This window comes from Alishewanella sp. d11 (assembly GCF_049390205.1).
Lineage (GTDB): Bacteria > Pseudomonadota > Gammaproteobacteria > Enterobacterales > Alteromonadaceae > Alishewanella.
The window spans coordinates 527,023-541,778 of the sequence record NZ_CP186547.1; the positions used below are offsets into that span (position 1 = coordinate 527,023).

Sequence of the window (14,756 nt, forward strand, 5' to 3'; positions counted from 1 at the left end):
ATAATGAAAACAGCACAACAATTGGTAGCAGAAGCGAAAGCCGTTATTCAGGAAGTCAGTATTGAGCAATTAGCCGCATATCTTGCGCAGCATCCGGCCCCGCTGTTAATTGATGTGCGGGAAAGTGCGGAGTTTAGCCAGCAGCATATCAGTGCAGCGATTAACTACCCTCGTGGTATTTTGGAAATGCAACTGGCGAACCATCCAGCAGTAGCTGCCAGTGGCTGTGATCCTGAAGTGGCTTTAGCGCAGCTTGCTGCCCAGCCTTTATATTTAATCTGTCGCTCGGGTGCGCGCTCGGCCTTAGCTGCAGAGTCTTTACAACGCATGGGCTTCACTCAAGTGTATTCAGTTGCTGGTGGTATGCAAGCTTGGCTTGCCGCCAACTTACCCGTTCAAGCATAGAGGGCTTTATGGAAAACTTTACTCCTGTCTCGGCCTTAATTGGCGGTGGTTTAATTGGTTTAGGTACTCTGCTACTGCTGGCCGGTATTGGCCGTATTGCTGGCATTTCTGGTATCACCAGTGCTTTGCTATTTCAACACGAAGATAAAGGTTGGCGATTGGCTTTTGTGCTTGGCATTATCTGCGGCCCTTTACTGGCATCGCTGGTTATCGCTGATTTTAGCTATAGCACCCCTACCTTAAGCTTGCACACGGTTATAGCTGGATTATTAGTTGGGCTTGGCACGGCTTGGGGCTCTGGTTGTACATCTGGGCACGGCATTTGCGGTATTGGACGATTTTCTGCTCGATCAATTGCGGCCACCTTAACCTTTATGTTAGCCGGTGTATTAGTCGCCAGTTTGTTTAATTAAGAGGTCATAATGAAACTTGTCATCGCGTTTTTAGCAGGCTTGCTGATGTCTTTAGGTATGGCTATTTCTCAGATGATCGATCCGCAAAAAGTGCTAAGTTTTTTGAATGTCACAGGTAACTGGGATCCGAGTTTAATCTTCGTCATGGTAGGCGCGTTAGCAGTCTATTCCATTGGTTTTTATCTGGTACTAAAAAGACCTGCCCCCCTGTTTGATAAAGCCTTTTATTTACCCACGCAACAGCAACTAGATAAACCCTTACTGATAGGTGCCGCTGTGTTTGGTATTGGCTGGGGTATGGTGGGTTATTGCCCAGGCCCCGCGCTCAGCGCAGTGAGCTCCTTTAGTAGTGGCACTTTAGGCTTTATTGCAGCCATGGTTATTGGTTGGTTTATTGCGAAGCGTGTGCGTATTCCTACAAACCATAGGTAAGTATTTACCTAAAGTAGATAAAAGTGTAACGAACGCTGCATAGTTATCTGAACGTGTCATACTGTATAAATATTTTAATTTAAACAGTACAAAACCATTTAGAGACGATTATGAATTTACTTTATGCAGCGCCCGTCACTGTATTGTTGTTACTAGCACAACTGCCATTACAGGCGGCAGATACTGCATTTTATGGAAAAGCTCACGTTTCACTGGATCAACTGGATAATGATATTGATAGTGGTTTTAATATTTCTAGTAACTCCAGCAGAATAGGAGTCAAAGTTTCGCATCAGTTACAGCCGGGCCTAAAAGTAATCAGTCAAATCGAAGCGACGGTGAAACTTGACGAAGGCGGTGATGGTAGCGAATTTTTTAACACACGTGATAGTTATGTTGGTTTGCAAGGCCGTTATGGTTTGGCTCGCCTTGGTTATTTTGATACACCAATGAAAAAAGTACGCTCACGTACCGATTTTTTTAGCGACAAAGTTGGGGATGCCCGTAATATTGTTGCTGGTGCTGGCGTGAGTTTAGATAAACGTTTTCGTAACGGTATCCACTATCAAACGCCCAAACTGCAAAACTTTATTTTAGATTTACATTATTCAGCTAACGATGCAACGGGCAGCACTACTGATAACGAGAATGATGCGATTAGCAGCTCAATAACTTACCATGCCGCTGATTTGCTGGTTATTCTGGCCTATGAACAACAAAACCAAATCAGCAATCCTCAAGGACAACCAGTGTCTGCCAAAACAGGCATACGCCTTGGCACTCGCTATAAAGTTAATGAAGCATGGCAACTCGCCTTATTTTATCAGCGTAGCTCGAACTTTAACGATACTGACCGAACGGCTTGGGGTGTGGGTCTTGGTTATAATGCTGGTGACTATAATTTAGCAGCACAATATTACCTGACTGAGCAAACCGCTAACCGGCAAGATAAGGCCACTATGCTCGCGTTGGGAATCGACAAATCGCTTGGGCCATCACTGAATTTTTACATGGCCTTTGCGCTAACCCATAACGCTGAGCAAGCAAACTTTAATGTCTCTGCCGGTGGACACAATAAACGGCTTGTCATTTCCCCTGGTGCAGATCCTATGGCAATATCAATTGGCAGCATTTACACATTTTAAAGTTCAATGATGATGCTATCTGCCTAATACTAGACGAAGTTTAGTGATAACTCGCTCTAATATATTGGCAGCAAGCATAAACTGAGTTATTGTCTTTGTCAGTAAACACTCGTCTTAACGCCATTCATTGTCAAGCTTGGGAACTAGCTGTCGCGATGAATACAATAAGAGGTTTTAGTCGTAATGGAGAGATTTATGGCACTTTATCGCTTTGTTGAACAAAGCTTTTTCTACACGCTTAATCGGAAAATAGCCGGAAATCTATTATTTATTGGCTTATTTTTTGGGTTTGCTCTCTACCTTTCTTACCCTAGCGAGGGGTCCAAAACCCTATGGTGGCTACTCCTTGTCACCGGCGTTGCAGCCTTCTTATTTACTGGCTTCTATTTAAGTCACCTCATTGTCAGGCCTGTACGAGCTTTGGTGGATACCTTACATCAAAGCAATAACTCTGGCGCAGATTTAAGCCAGCGTTTACCTGCTTTTACTTTTGATGAGTTTAGGACGTTATCAGAGGAATTTAATCACTTTGTCGCCCAACTTAGCGAGGTATTGAGTAAAGTTCACCAGCAAGCCAGTAACACGCATGAAATCAATGAGCAGGTTTCTGGCGCAGTTAAAAGTACCCGTTTAAGCTTACAAGATACTGAGCAACGCAATAAACAAATTCGGCGTGATAGTGATGAAGTTATTGAATACCTTGCACAGATTGTTCATAGCAGCGACCAGATGGGTAATGTTACGCACATAGCCGTGGATAAAGCTAAAATTGCCAGTGAGCAAATGCAATACTTAAATAAACAACTGGCTGCTATTGCCACCCTGTTAGACTCTTTCGGTGCTACGATTAACGGCCTGCAGCAAAACTCTGAAAATGTGCGGCAAATTCTAGTGATGGTAGAAGGCTTTTCCGACCAGACTAACTTACTGGCGTTAAATGCGGCTATCGAAGCAGCAAGAGCGGGAGATGCTGGGCGTGGTTTCGCCGTCGTGGCAGATGAAGTGAGAACTCTAGCAGCCAAAGTAAACGAAGCAACTAAACAGATTTCAGGTTTCCTAAATGATATGGAGCGCCTAGTTAAAGAAACCAAACAAGAGTCTGATAGCTTAACCATTCAGGCAAAAGATGCGCGCACCCAGGTAAGCCAAACCAATGGCGAGTTTTCACAATTGCAGCAAGAATTATTAACTGCGCGTGGTGGTATGCAGAACATTAACAGCAGTGTCTCAAATTTAGAGCAGAAGTATCGACAAACACAAACGCACTTATCTGCCATTGAGCAAATGACCAACGATGCATACCAACAAATGACCGCGATTGATGATGCAGCACGAAATCTGCTTGAGGGTACTGCTGCGACTCAAAAACAACTTGGCCGCTTTGCCAAGAAAGCCTCAAGATAAGGTTAAACCCGTCGCTGACTAATAGCGTGAAACAGGAGCAGAACCCAGCATCATTAGGCTGGGTTTTTTATTGGCTTTATTTTAGGTCCACTCTTGTAAGACGTAGCTTCGCTAAAATAGCATATTATAACGCGTCACAGGCCGGCTAAGCTCTTAACTGAGAGCAACCGACTGAACTACCGCTTAGTGTTAGAAAGCAAAAAACCAGCTTAATGCTGGCTTAAAGTGGCGGAGCGGACGGGACTCGAACCCGCGACCCCCGGCGTGACAGGCCGGTATTCTAACCGACTGAACTACCGCTCCGCGCTGGAGTGAGCTTACGCTCATTTGGCATATAACACTTTCTGATGTGGCGGAGCGGACGGGACTCGAACCCGCGACCCCCGGCGTGACAGGCCGGTATTCTAACCGACTGAACTACCGCTCCGGATCAGGAAGCTGTTTCGATACAAGTGGCGGAGCGGACGGGACTCGAACCCGCGACCCCCGGCGTGACAGGCCGGTATTCTAACCGACTGAACTACCGCTCCGGTGTGTATCGAAAATTGGCGGAGCGGACGGGACTCGAACCCGCGACCCCCGGCGTGACAGGCCGGTATTCTAACCGACTGAACTACCGCTCCGCGCCAAGCACTAGACAATTTCATTTGGGTATCGTCTGGTGCGGCGGGAATGATACGGATTAGGCTAAAGCCCGTCAACATCTTTTTTGCCCGTTTTGTCTATTCCTTAATCATCCGGTAATGAAAGATCAAGAATGTCATCTGGTTCGGTGTTTTTTTGTGCTTTTTTGTCTTCGGTCTTTGCAGGCGCTGCAACAGAATCGCTTGGTTCGGCCTTTTGTTTACGCCAAAACATGATGCTGCTAAGAGATTTTCCTGTGAGGACAAACCAAGTTGCAACAGCACCACTGATTAAGATAAGGAGATTAATTAAAATGACCCAAAACCAAGGAAATGCCATATCAGCCTCAATAAGCTCCGCTGCAATCTCAGGCTCAGCTAACGCTTCTGGTAAAACGGCTAACTCTGGCGCTTCTTGTGCTTGTAACGTCACTAAAAAACGCTCTTCCGGCAAATTTAACACAAACTCTCTGCCATCAAGCATTTTTCCAAAGACGTTCAAATTGAAAATATAGCTGCCATGCCCGCGGTTTTGCATGGCAAACTGCAAAGGCTGTCCAGGCTCAGTAAGCGAAAACATTTCTATATCGCCATCGGGGTAATTGACTTGCCCTTGGAATAACAAACTTGTTTCATCAACCAAGCTAGTATCTGGTTTGAAGTTTACGATATGGTGGCTTTGCTCAGCAGCAGCCATAACGAAATCTAGACCAATTGCAGCACGCGCTATGACTAAGGTCTCTTGTTCAACTTCTCTGGTATATAGCGGCGTTTTAACTGAGAACCTAGGGATCCACTCACCTGCTCCAAAATTTAAGTTAATCTCACCGGTAAAAACGCCATCACGCGCACTAGCATCATAGCCTCGACCATCATCCCGAAAAGTGGCAGCCTCAACCATGCCCCGTCCATAATTATCATAATCTTTGTTGTTAGTACTGACAAAAAACACTTGTAGCGTAAGAATTTCTTTAAACTCTCGCGCATTCACAATTTGCTCACCGTCTTTTAGTCTTGCGGTAAGCTTAAAATTTTCACCCACCATTAGTGGCTTAGGTAAGGGATCAACGTCAAGTTCAACATCGGTAAGCACCAGGATTTTGCTTTCTGGCAGGACTCTACCCACCGCTTGCCAAGGACCCGGCATGGGGTTTGTAATTTCAATCAAATCATAGGTAGCAGCATCATGCCAACGCATATTGTGCTGTTTTGCTGTGTTATAGAATACCTTGCTACCATCTGGACGCACTAACACGATCGAAGCCGTTCCTGGGCGTCGAAATAGCACCATCGTAATGCTTTCTATACCATCATCGATTCTAAAACGGTTATCTAGTAAAGGGATCTGATTGGCAACAGGTAAATCCGCCAGCATCTGCAGACCAGGCTCAGCGACTTGCTCAACGCTGTCGGCCTGCCCTGCGACAGGAAGTAAGCACAGACAGCAAAACCAGTATCTGATTAACCTCGCCATAGACAGCTGCCTCCTTTTTTTTGTACTAAATCTAGTCGACTTTCATGCGCCGCTATTTCTGTACTATCGGCTTTAATGACTTTTAATTTACCACTACGTTGAATAACTAAGGGGCCCTGCTGATCCTGTTGTTCACTTTGCTCATCTGCGGCTAGGTTTAAGCTGACTTGCCCACCGGTCATCAGCAAGTACACATCCGCAAGGATCTCAGCATCTAGCAAAGCGCCGTGCAAAGTACGATGGCTATTATTGATATCATAACGACGACAGAGCGCATCCAAGTTGTTTTTCTGCCCTGGGTGTAACTCTCTAGCCAGCTTTAAGGTATCTAAGATACTGCAATATTCCGCCACTGGCGGTAATGCTGGACGTAACATGGCAAACTCATGGTCAATAAAGCCGACATCAAAAGCTGCGTTATGAATAACTAACTCTGCACCTTGAATATAATCAAAAAAGTTTTTTGCAATGTCACGAAACTTAGGTTCAGCCGCCAACCGCTCATTGGTAATACCATGCACAGCTATCGCTTCCGCCTCAATTTCTCGCTCCGGATTGATATAAACATGAAAATTATTACCGGTAAAACGACGATTAATTAGTTCAACACAACCAATTTCAATAATGCGATGACCTTCTTTCGGGTTAATACCTGTAGTTTCTGTATCAAGAATTATTTGGCGTTTTAACATCACTTATTTCACTACTCACGGCAATTTAGATTGATTATATACCCAAACCACCCCAATATGCAGAATTTAGCCTACCCCTCAATTAGAGATGTGATAAACAGGCTTCGCTTTAATTTCAGCGAGATGTAAAGGACGTTTTATGCAAAAAAAGGTGGCGATTTATACAGATGGCTCATGTCTTGGCAACCCAGGACCTGGCGGCTTTGGGACCATCTTACTGTATAAGCAACATCGAAAAGAACTCAGTGGTGGTTTTCGATTAACAACCAATAACCGCATGGAGTTACTGGCTGCGATTATCGGTTTGGAGTCATTAAAAGATCAGTGTGAAGTCGAATTAACAACAGACAGTCAGTATGTTCGGTTAGGAATAACCCAGTGGTTAGCCGGTTGGAAACGCAATAACTGGCGTACCAGTCAAAAGCAAGCAGTAAAAAATCAGGATTTATGGCAGCGTTTAGACGAAGCCGCCAGTAAACACAAGGTGAATTGGCACTGGGTTAAAGCGCACAACGGCCATCCTGAAAATGAGCGCTGTGATGAACTGGCCAGAACGGCGGCAACCTTGCAGGCTACCGCTATAGACAGGAACTTTGAAGAAAGCAGCAAATAAGCCAGATTCGCTTATTCAGCCGCTAACATCTTTTCTAACTCGGCAATAAATTTAGGATCATCAGGACTGGTACGACTACCAAAATGCACGACCTGTTGTTCGTCTTTACTGACGATATATTTGTTAAAATTCCAGGATGGACTTTCACCTGTTTTAGCGATAAGTGCTTTAAATACTGGATTGGCTTTTTCACCACGAACACTGGTTGTGGAGAACATGGGAAATTCAACACCATAAGTGAGGAAACAAACTTCCGCGGTTTTTTCCTCATCATTGTGCTCTTGCCTAAAATCGTTTGATGGAAAACCAAGTACCACGAGGCCTTGATCTTTATATTGCTGATAAATGGCCTCTAAAGCTTCAAACTGCGGGGTAAAACCACACTTACTGGCGGTATTTACCACAATAAGCGTTTTACCTTTGAATTGCTCACATAAGTCAACGCTTTCTCGAGTTTTTAATTGTTGTACTGAGTGTCCTAAGATATCACCACACTGCGCAGCCTCAGCGGGTGAGGCAAAAAACAACCCCGCTAGTACTGCTAATCCAAATGTTACTTTCATCTCGCTTTCCTTTTTATCTATCGTAACGCAGAAGTTAACTAAATTATCACCCACGATTCAGATAGGAAGTGTTTCTGTTTAACGCGCTAAAAATTCAGCGCGGGTTCTGGGATCATCTTTAAAACTACCACCGAGCGCTGTCGTTTGTGTTTTAGAATTTACGTCCATCACGCCACGTGATTTTACGCAATAGTGAACGGCATCCATCGTAACGGCCACATTCTCTGTTTGTAACAAGGTTTGTAATGCAACCAAAATTTGTTGTGTTAAACGTTCTTGAACCTGAGGTCGCTGCGCAAAAAAACGTACGATACGATTGATTTTGGATAAACCAATAATACGATCTTTAGGGATGTAGGCAACGGTTGCACTGCCATCAATGGTGACAAAGTGATGTTCGCAGGTACTGGTAAAGCTAATGGCTTTAACTTTAACCATTTCACTGACTTGCATTTTGTTGTCGATGGCCGCAATTTTTGGAAAGTTACTATAATCCAAACCGCTAAACACTTCATCAACATACATCTTTGCAATACGATGAGGGGTTTCATTTAAGCTGTCATCTGCTAGGTCTAAACCCAGAGTGTTAACGACTTCTGTCATCAGTTGACTGATTTTTTGGTATTTCTCATCACGCGACAAACCATTGTCACGCATGGGTGTTTCAAGGCCTTTCGCCTCAAGCACACTGCGAACTAACATAGCTTCTTCTGATAACATAATGCATCCAAAACATGACTTATATAACGCTTATACGCGGATCTTTCACAGGCAGTTTAGCGAAGAGGTCACAATTTTACTATTTTAAATCGACAAAACAGTAAAGCCCAGCAGTGCTGGGCTTTACTGAGGCGACTCGATTAAACCAGCCCTCTTATTGGACTAAGGCTAACGCCTCTAATAACTCACGGGGCTCAACTTCAGGTCCATTAAGAGATTCGTCCCAATTGGTTCCGATCAAGACGCCATCATCGTACATTTCTTTTAACCAACCTTCACAAAACACATCTAGCGGAATCGCTTCGGGTTTATAGCCAGCCCATTCGTCTGAACAATGCGCTTGCGCCTCGGCCTTATTTGACCAAAATGGCATAACGTCGGTTTCTTCGAACTCTACGGATTCAACAACCAGTAAATCCTCGCCATCTGCCAGGGTCCAAACTACGCCATGGGTTTTAGCTTCTTCAATAAAACGTTGAAAACTCGGATCGTGTGCAAACTCTGCCATAATAAACCTGCAAAATAATTATTTACCGACTGCTATTAAAGCAGATTTTAGCTATTAAAAGCCAACTTTATTCCGTTGTAGCGGCATTCACTTTCCCCCGTCACCGAAAATAACGTACAATTTGAGCTGATCTGACTGCTCTTAACGGACGGAAGCAAAACAATGGCTCAATATATTTACTCCATGTATAGGGTATCGAAAGTCGTACCCCCGAAACGGACTATTTTAAAAGATATTTCGTTATCTTTTTTCCCTGGCGCCAAAATTGGTGTACTCGGTTTAAATGGTGCTGGTAAATCAACCTTACTCAGAATAATGGCTGGAGTTGATACCGAATTTGAAGGTGAAGCTCGACCACTGGCCGGTACCAAAATTGGTTATCTGCCACAAGAGCCACAATTAGATGCTGCAAAAACCGTTCGCGAAATTGTCGAAGAAGCGGTTATTGACGTCAAACAAGCCTTTGCCCGCTTAGATGAGGTGTATGCCGCCTATGCTGATGAAAACGCCGACTTTGATGCCTTAGCGCGCGAGCAAGGTGAACTCGAAGCCTTAATTCAAGCCAAAGATGGCCACAACCTAGAAAACACGCTAGAACGCGCGGCAGACGCCCTGCGCCTACCTGCTTGGGACGCCAAAATACAACATTTATCGGGTGGTGAACGCCGTCGTGTCGCAATCTGTCGTCTATTACTAGAACGGCCAGATATGTTGTTGTTGGATGAACCAACCAACCACCTTGATGCTGAGTCAGTTGCCTGGTTAGAGCGTTTCTTACATGATTATCCTGGCACGGTAGTGGCAATTACCCACGATAGATATTTCCTTGATAACGTTGCAGGTTGGATCCTAGAACTTGACCGCGGTGAGGGTATCCCTTGGGAAGGTAACTACTCTTCATGGTTAGAACAAAAAGATGCTCGCTTACAACAAGAAGAGAAAACGGAAAATGCGCGTCAGCGCTCCATTAAGCAAGAGCTTGAATGGGTACGTACGAATCCGAAAGGACGTCATGCTAAAAGTAAAGCACGGATGGCTCGTTTTGAAGAGCTACAAAGCCAAGAATTCCAAAAGCGCAATGAAACCAATGAGCTATTTATCCCGCCAGGTCCTCGTTTAGGTGACAAAGTGCTGGAAGTCAGCCATTTACGTAAGTCTTTTGGCGATCGGGTACTCATTGATGATTTAAGTTTTAGCGTACCTAAAGGCGCCATAGTAGGCATTATAGGTCCAAACGGTGCCGGTAAATCGACCTTATTTAGAATGATCACCGGTAGCGAGCAACCTGATAGCGGCACTATCGAGCTGGGCGAGACCGTGCAAGTTGCCAGTGTGGAACAGTTCCGCGATAGCATGAACCCCAAAAATACCGTATGGCAAGAGATCTCGAATGGTCAGGACATGCTGCAAATCGGTAATTTTCAGATCCCAAGCCGGGCTTATGTCGGTCGTTTTAACTTCAAAGGCAATGATCAACAAAAGTTTATCGGTGAACTATCAGGTGGTGAACGTAACCGGGTGCACCTTGCTGCGCTGTTAAAAGCCGGTGGTAATATGCTACTGCTCGATGAACCGACAAATGATCTTGATGTAGAAACGTTGCGTGCCTTGGAAAACGCCATATTGGATTTCCCAGGCTGCGCCATGGTGATCTCGCACGACCGTTGGTTCCTTGATCGAATTGCGACACATATTCTTGATTACCGTGATGAAGGTAAGATCAACTTCTTCGAAGGTAACTATTCCGACTATGAAGCTTGGGTTAAACAAACTTATGGTGCTGCGGCGTTAGAACCACATCGGATTAAATATAAGAAGATTTAAGCTACTTATACACCTTACTATTTTAATCACACTTACCAACGCCTGCACTTTGCAGGCGTTTTGTTACTTGCAAAAAAATACCAACCTGATAAAGTAACTGAGAATTATTATCATCTAAGGATTTTCTATGAAAGCGTTTTTATTAGCCACTGCAGTAGGTCTCTTTGCACTGACGGCTCAACCAACCTTTGCCAGTGATCGACCAGCACATTTTAAAGGAGCGGCGGTGACCAATACGCAGCAAGCCGTAGCTAGCCTGATCGAACATAATGGCAAACTGGCTACGATCCTTAAGGGTGAACTAAACCCTACTACGATGACAGAAATCCATCAGCTGACTTATACTTTGGAAAATGCACTTGCCCTGATCCCGACAGCGAATGACGAAATTAAAGAGGTGCTGGAAGAAGTGCATCTAGGCTCTGAAACTATGGATGCAGAGCGCGTTCGTAATAACGCTGAATACTATCTGCAACTGGCTAATAAACTGACCAAATAACCCTAGCTGCCAGCATATTTTCGCTATGCTGGCTCTCTTTCTACCTTCTGCGTTACACTTAGGCTACCTTAGTACAAATCAAATAGCCTATTATGACCAGTTGGCAACTTATAAGCTGGCTTAGCGCCATCGCTATTTTACTTGTTTTTTTCCCAAAAGAATTTATCCCTCGTTTACTGCAAGTGGAAGGCTATCAGCATTTAGTGTTTGCCTCTGCAGTTTGTCTTACCTTGTTATGGTCAGTCAAAGCGGGAATTGTTCCAGGATTAGAGCTGTTTTTCCTTGGGATCACCACGCTGGTTCTTTGCCATGGCTGGCGGATTGCCATGTGGATTTGCTGCTTACCTCTGGCACTCCTCCTATTATTTGGCACAGTGCCGCTGGTGGAGGGAGGCGCCTTCGCATTAACCACCTTTATTTTACCCGGCTTATTTAGTTATGCCGTCTTTAGCTGGTCTTATCATTATTTGAGTAGACATTTATTTATCTATATTTTTGTTGCCGGCTTTATTAACGCCGCTTTAACTATCGTGCTGAAAATCCTACTAACTTCAGGCTGGTTTTATCTTGAACAAGCACATAGCTGGCACACTATTTATCAGAACTACACGCAACTCGCTTTATTAATTTGGTTTGGTGAAGCGCTGTTAAATGGCATGGCCATCACCTTGATGGCAGTATACCGGCCACACTGGCTCAGGACTTTTTATGATAACGAGTATTTATCACCAGAACGTTAAGCCTGAAAAATTTGAAAAACTAAAAAGTGGTTATTTTAACCACTTTTTAGTTTTTGGCTTAGGCTCTCGCATCTAATCACGAATACAATAAAAATAAAAAACCATAAAAATCATTAATATAAACCAAAATTTATGTTTGGCATGCCACTTGTAATACTAAGGAGGTCGTAACCCATCAACCTTTAATATAAGTGAGAAACAACATGAAAACTATGCAAACTATTATCGTAAGCGGTTTATTTGGTATCAGCCTAGCACTACCCGCTAGTGCAACAACCTTAGCCGATTTCAATAGTGAGTTACTCAAGAAACCTTTAGCTGAACTGCAAGAAAACTTAGCAATCCAGACCAAACAGGCTATCGAAAAGACAACGAAAGAGTTATTTGAACATTTCCAAATGACGGTGCGAACTCAAGAGCATGACAGTCTAACGATGCAAGCCGCAATAGAACTGGATAAAAACTTAGCGGCAGAAAAACCGCAGGCTGAGGAGTAACAATGGCGAACAAGCAAATGCCAGTAGTATCGCAAATGCTACCCCCTACCCCGACATCAGCACCAAAAAGCGGTTTAGACGTTCACTGCACTGCCGCTTTGACGCAAAGCGGCAACAGCAACACCTCTGCAATAATCAGGGGTGTTCACTCGTCTTAGTCTTTTAGTACCGTGGCTACTGCTTTAGCAAAGTAGTCGATATTACTGTGATTTAAACCCGCAATACTTACTCGGCTTGAACCTACCATATAAATGCTAAATTCAGATTTTAAACGCTCAATTTGTGCTTTGTTGATGCCAAGGAAGCTGAACATACCATGCTGACGGGCAATAAAACTGAAGTCTTGGGTGATCCCTTCTGCAGCGAATTTATCAATAATCAGCTGTCGATAACTATTGATCCGATCGCGCATTTCAGCCAGCTCTTGATGCCAAAGCGCTGTAAGCTCACTGCTACTTAAAATATTACTTACAATAATGGCACCGTGTGCAGGCGGCATAGAATAAATACTGCGAACCACACTTAGTAAATTTACTCGAGCGATATCCATAATTTGGCTGTTGGCAGACACAATGCTGACCGCGCCAATCCGCTCACGATATAAGCCAAAATTCTTAGAGCAAGAGCTACACAAAATCATTTCAGCTACATGGTCGGCTAAATAACGTAAACCTGCAGCATCCTCTTCCAAGCCCAGTCCAAAACCTTGGTAGGCCATGTCGACTAAAGGCGTAAAACCGCGCTCTTGCGCAATAGCCGTAAAACGTTGCCACTGCTCAAAATTGAGATCCATACCACTGGGGTTATGACAACAGGCATGCACTAACACCACATCGCCAGCAGGAATTTGTGCCAAATCAGCAAACATTTGCTCAACCTGTAAGCCTTTAGTTTGATAGTCATAGTAAGCATACTCTTTGACTTTCAAACCAGCTGCTTCAAACAACGAAATATGATTAGCCCAAGTTGGGGTAGTTACCCAAATCGTCGCATTCGGGTTAGCGCGCTTAATAAACTCTGCGGCGACCCTTAAAGCGCCGGTGCCACCTGGCGTATGCGCAGTCGTGACGCGATTTGCCAAAAGCACTTGGTGCGCCGCGCCAAACGCCAGTTTCTCCATATGGCTGTTAAAGCCAAGATCACCCGCCATACCGATGTAGGTTTTACTGTCTTCTTGATTTAACCGCAACGCTTCGGCTTCTTTAACCGATTTAAGCACGGCAGTATGGCCTTGTTCATCTTTGTAAACACCAACACCTAAATCAACTTTTTGCGGATTAGGATCTTCACGATAAGCTGCCATCAACCCCAGAATAGGGTCGGTAGCCACGGGCTTTAACTGAGCAAACATAATGTTCTACCTGAATTATGATTATTAAGGGGTGGCCGCATCAAGATGTTGCCGGTAAAAAGCGAGGTATGCTTAAACACACCGCAACCAGTAAGGCCAAAGCCTCAGTGGTAAATACCTGTTTAGAAAAATCTTCTGCATCAATAATACCGGCTATTTTGCCTGATTGGTCAAACAGTGGCAAACACGCTTCTGCCTGTACTTTAGGATCGCAGGTATAATATTCGCCACCTTGCTGTAAATAAGCACCAACATCATTGATGATGCGCGCCTGACCACTCAGACCTACGCTGGTGTTATTACTTATTTCGGCAAAGGCGGCCGTTAATGGAAATTCAGCTCTAGACGGTGTGCCAAAATAGCTCAGTTTAACTAATACGGGCTCACCAGCAATATTATTTCTAGCTTGATAGATCCCAAACCAAGCAACCTTGGCCTGCTGTTGATAAAATGCGCTGATTTGGCTTAACCGCAACAGTGCGGTCTGGTTTTCGGTGGTTTGCCCGCCGAGAATCGGCGTCAAATCATAAGGTTTATCATCCAACACGCCAAATAAAGAGCACGCTCCACCTTCACCTAGCTCGGGTACCTGATAGTGCCATTGTACTTGCTGCGGGTTATCTGCTGCCAGATAATCAGTGAGTTGTTGCAGACAGTGTTGGGTAAGGGTAGTGAAATCGGCCAACGGCAGGGATAACTGCGAGAGTAACCCCGCTTGTCTGAGGTATTGTTCTACCGCTTGAGGAGAGGTTACTAAGTTAGATAAATCATTAATCACAGTATAGCCATCCAGATTTCTAAAAATTCTCGAGCCATTTTAGCAGATACCACTAAAAAACCAAGCTAGCGCCAG

General features: G+C 44.4%; 17 protein-coding genes and 4 tRNA genes. 10 read left to right on the forward strand and 11 right to left on the reverse strand.

Annotated features, from left to right (window positions below; translation table 11 throughout):
* Positions 1–3: 3 nt before the first annotated feature.
* The 5 genes from ACO1PK_RS02570 (at position 4) to ACO1PK_RS02590 (ending at position 3,799) form a co-directional block, all read left to right on the forward strand.
* Positions 4–405: a rhodanese-like domain-containing protein gene (locus tag ACO1PK_RS02570; RefSeq protein ID WP_423187120.1), complete on the forward strand. Its 402-nt coding sequence runs from the start codon at positions 4–6 to the stop codon at positions 403–405.
* A gap of 8 nt (positions 406–413) precedes the next feature.
* Positions 414–818 carry a YeeE/YedE family protein gene (locus tag ACO1PK_RS02575; protein WP_423187121.1) on the forward strand — a complete coding sequence of 135 codons (405 nt, stop codon included), beginning with the start codon at positions 414–416 and terminating at the stop codon, positions 816–818.
* Between the two features lie 9 nt (positions 819–827).
* Positions 828–1,250, forward strand: coding sequence for a DUF6691 family protein (locus ACO1PK_RS02580; RefSeq protein ID WP_423187122.1), 423 nt, complete (start codon positions 828–830; stop codon positions 1,248–1,250).
* 110 nt (positions 1,251–1,360) lie between these two features.
* Positions 1,361–2,395 (forward strand): porin, encoded by a 1,035-nt coding sequence (locus ACO1PK_RS02585; RefSeq protein WP_423187123.1) that lies wholly within the window; start codon positions 1,361–1,363, stop codon positions 2,393–2,395.
* A gap of 195 nt (positions 2,396–2,590) precedes the next feature.
* Positions 2,591–3,799: a methyl-accepting chemotaxis protein gene (locus ACO1PK_RS02590; RefSeq protein WP_423187124.1), complete on the forward strand. Its 1,209-nt coding sequence runs from the start codon at positions 2,591–2,593 to the stop codon at positions 3,797–3,799.
* A gap of 226 nt (positions 3,800–4,025) precedes the next feature.
* On the opposite strand, the gene ACO1PK_RS02595 is transcribed toward ACO1PK_RS02590, so the two are convergent.
* The 6 genes from ACO1PK_RS02595 to dnaQ all read right to left on the reverse strand — a co-directional run bounded on the left by ACO1PK_RS02595 (position 4,026) and on the right by dnaQ (position 6,588).
* Positions 4,026–4,102: transfer RNA gene (locus ACO1PK_RS02595), tRNA-Asp, on the reverse strand.
* A 47-nt stretch (positions 4,103–4,149) separates the two neighbouring features.
* Positions 4,150–4,226, reverse strand: a tRNA-Asp gene (locus ACO1PK_RS02600).
* A 26-nt stretch (positions 4,227–4,252) separates the two neighbouring features.
* A tRNA-Asp gene (locus ACO1PK_RS02605) sits at positions 4,253–4,329 on the reverse strand.
* 16 nt (positions 4,330–4,345) lie between these two features.
* Positions 4,346–4,422 (reverse strand) — tRNA-Asp (locus ACO1PK_RS02610).
* 106 nt (positions 4,423–4,528) lie between these two features.
* On the reverse strand, positions 4,529–5,896 hold the full coding sequence (locus ACO1PK_RS02615; protein WP_423187125.1) for a TIGR03503 family protein: 1,368 nt from the start codon (positions 5,894–5,896) through the stop codon (positions 4,529–4,531).
* Entirely contained in the window at positions 5,884–6,588 is a 705-nt protein-coding gene (gene dnaQ, locus ACO1PK_RS02620) for a DNA polymerase III subunit epsilon (RefSeq protein WP_423188262.1), read from the reverse strand. The genes ACO1PK_RS02615 and dnaQ overlap by 13 nt, the downstream gene beginning before the upstream one ends.
* A gap of 139 nt (positions 6,589–6,727) precedes the next feature.
* On the opposite strand from dnaQ, the gene rnhA reads away from it, so the two are divergent.
* Positions 6,728–7,201: a ribonuclease HI gene (gene rnhA, locus ACO1PK_RS02625; RefSeq protein WP_423187126.1), complete on the forward strand. Its 474-nt coding sequence runs from the start codon at positions 6,728–6,730 to the stop codon at positions 7,199–7,201.
* An 11-nt stretch (positions 7,202–7,212) separates the two neighbouring features.
* Here rnhA and ACO1PK_RS02630 read toward each other — a convergent pair whose 3' ends face one another.
* The 3 genes from ACO1PK_RS02630 to ACO1PK_RS02640 form a co-directional block, all read right to left on the reverse strand.
* Positions 7,213–7,764: a glutathione peroxidase gene (locus ACO1PK_RS02630; RefSeq protein WP_423187127.1), complete on the reverse strand. Its 552-nt coding sequence runs from the start codon at positions 7,762–7,764 to the stop codon at positions 7,213–7,215.
* 78 nt (positions 7,765–7,842) lie between these two features.
* Positions 7,843–8,484 (reverse strand): GTP cyclohydrolase I FolE, encoded by a 642-nt coding sequence (gene folE / locus ACO1PK_RS02635; RefSeq protein ID WP_423187128.1) that lies wholly within the window; start codon positions 8,482–8,484, stop codon positions 7,843–7,845.
* A 154-nt stretch (positions 8,485–8,638) separates the two neighbouring features.
* Positions 8,639–8,992: a DUF2750 domain-containing protein gene (locus ACO1PK_RS02640; RefSeq protein ID WP_423187129.1), complete on the reverse strand. Its 354-nt coding sequence runs from the start codon at positions 8,990–8,992 to the stop codon at positions 8,639–8,641.
* 162 nt (positions 8,993–9,154) lie between these two features.
* Between ACO1PK_RS02640 and ettA the strand changes: the two genes are divergently transcribed.
* The 4 genes from ettA (at position 9,155) to ACO1PK_RS02660 (ending at position 12,552) form a co-directional block, all read left to right on the forward strand.
* Positions 9,155–10,816, forward strand: coding sequence for an energy-dependent translational throttle protein EttA (gene ettA, locus ACO1PK_RS02645; protein WP_423187130.1), 1,662 nt, complete (start codon positions 9,155–9,157; stop codon positions 10,814–10,816).
* Positions 10,817–10,943: 127 nt separating this feature from the next.
* Complete coding sequence (locus ACO1PK_RS02650) at positions 10,944–11,315, forward strand: DUF6746 family protein (protein ID WP_423187131.1); 372 nt, start codon at positions 10,944–10,946, stop codon at positions 11,313–11,315.
* A gap of 92 nt (positions 11,316–11,407) precedes the next feature.
* Positions 11,408–12,055 (forward strand): energy-coupling factor ABC transporter permease, encoded by a 648-nt coding sequence (locus tag ACO1PK_RS02655; RefSeq protein ID WP_423187132.1) that lies wholly within the window; start codon positions 11,408–11,410, stop codon positions 12,053–12,055.
* A gap of 203 nt (positions 12,056–12,258) precedes the next feature.
* Entirely contained in the window at positions 12,259–12,552 is a 294-nt protein-coding gene (locus ACO1PK_RS02660) for a hypothetical protein (RefSeq protein WP_423187133.1), read from the forward strand.
* Between the two features lie 154 nt (positions 12,553–12,706).
* On the opposite strand, the gene ACO1PK_RS02665 is transcribed toward ACO1PK_RS02660, so the two are convergent.
* Positions 12,707–13,903: an aromatic amino acid transaminase gene (locus tag ACO1PK_RS02665; RefSeq protein ID WP_423187134.1), complete on the reverse strand. Its 1,197-nt coding sequence runs from the start codon at positions 13,901–13,903 to the stop codon at positions 12,707–12,709.
* A 40-nt stretch (positions 13,904–13,943) separates the two neighbouring features.
* Entirely contained in the window at positions 13,944–14,681 is a 738-nt protein-coding gene (locus tag ACO1PK_RS02670) for a GAF domain-containing protein (RefSeq protein ID WP_423187135.1), read from the reverse strand.
* Between the last annotated feature and the right edge of the window lie 75 nt (positions 14,682–14,756).

Excerpts from the sequence above, each read along its gene's own strand:
- ACO1PK_RS02570 (WP_423187120.1), top strand. The coding sequence starts at position 4 with ATGAAAACAGCACAACAATTGGTAGCAGAAGCGAAAGCCGTTATTCAG.
- ACO1PK_RS02575 (WP_423187121.1), top strand. The coding sequence starts at position 414 with ATGGAAAACTTTACTCCTGTCTCGGCCTTAATTGGCGGTGGTTTAATT.
- ACO1PK_RS02580 (WP_423187122.1), top strand. The coding sequence starts at position 828 with ATGAAACTTGTCATCGCGTTTTTAGCAGGCTTGCTGATGTCTTTAGGT.
- ACO1PK_RS02585 (WP_423187123.1), top strand. The coding sequence starts at position 1,361 with ATGAATTTACTTTATGCAGCGCCCGTCACTGTATTGTTGTTACTAGCA.
- ACO1PK_RS02590 (WP_423187124.1), top strand. The coding sequence starts at position 2,591 with ATGGCACTTTATCGCTTTGTTGAACAAAGCTTTTTCTACACGCTTAAT.
- ACO1PK_RS02615 (WP_423187125.1), bottom strand. The coding sequence starts at position 5,896 with ATGGCGAGGTTAATCAGATACTGGTTTTGCTGTCTGTGCTTACTTCCT.
- dnaQ (WP_423188262.1), bottom strand. The coding sequence starts at position 6,588 with ATGTTAAAACGCCAAATAATTCTTGATACAGAAACTACAGGTATTAAC.
- rnhA (WP_423187126.1), top strand. The coding sequence starts at position 6,728 with ATGCAAAAAAAGGTGGCGATTTATACAGATGGCTCATGTCTTGGCAAC.
- ACO1PK_RS02630 (WP_423187127.1), bottom strand. The coding sequence starts at position 7,764 with ATGAAAGTAACATTTGGATTAGCAGTACTAGCGGGGTTGTTTTTTGCC.
- folE (WP_423187128.1), bottom strand. The coding sequence starts at position 8,484 with ATGTTATCAGAAGAAGCTATGTTAGTTCGCAGTGTGCTTGAGGCGAAA.
- ACO1PK_RS02640 (WP_423187129.1), bottom strand. The coding sequence starts at position 8,992 with ATGGCAGAGTTTGCACACGATCCGAGTTTTCAACGTTTTATTGAAGAA.
- ettA (WP_423187130.1), top strand. The coding sequence starts at position 9,155 with ATGGCTCAATATATTTACTCCATGTATAGGGTATCGAAAGTCGTACCC.
- ACO1PK_RS02650 (WP_423187131.1), top strand. The coding sequence starts at position 10,944 with ATGAAAGCGTTTTTATTAGCCACTGCAGTAGGTCTCTTTGCACTGACG.
- ACO1PK_RS02655 (WP_423187132.1), top strand. The coding sequence starts at position 11,408 with ATGACCAGTTGGCAACTTATAAGCTGGCTTAGCGCCATCGCTATTTTA.
- ACO1PK_RS02660 (WP_423187133.1), top strand. The coding sequence starts at position 12,259 with ATGAAAACTATGCAAACTATTATCGTAAGCGGTTTATTTGGTATCAGC.
- ACO1PK_RS02665 (WP_423187134.1), bottom strand. The coding sequence starts at position 13,903 with ATGTTTGCTCAGTTAAAGCCCGTGGCTACCGACCCTATTCTGGGGTTG.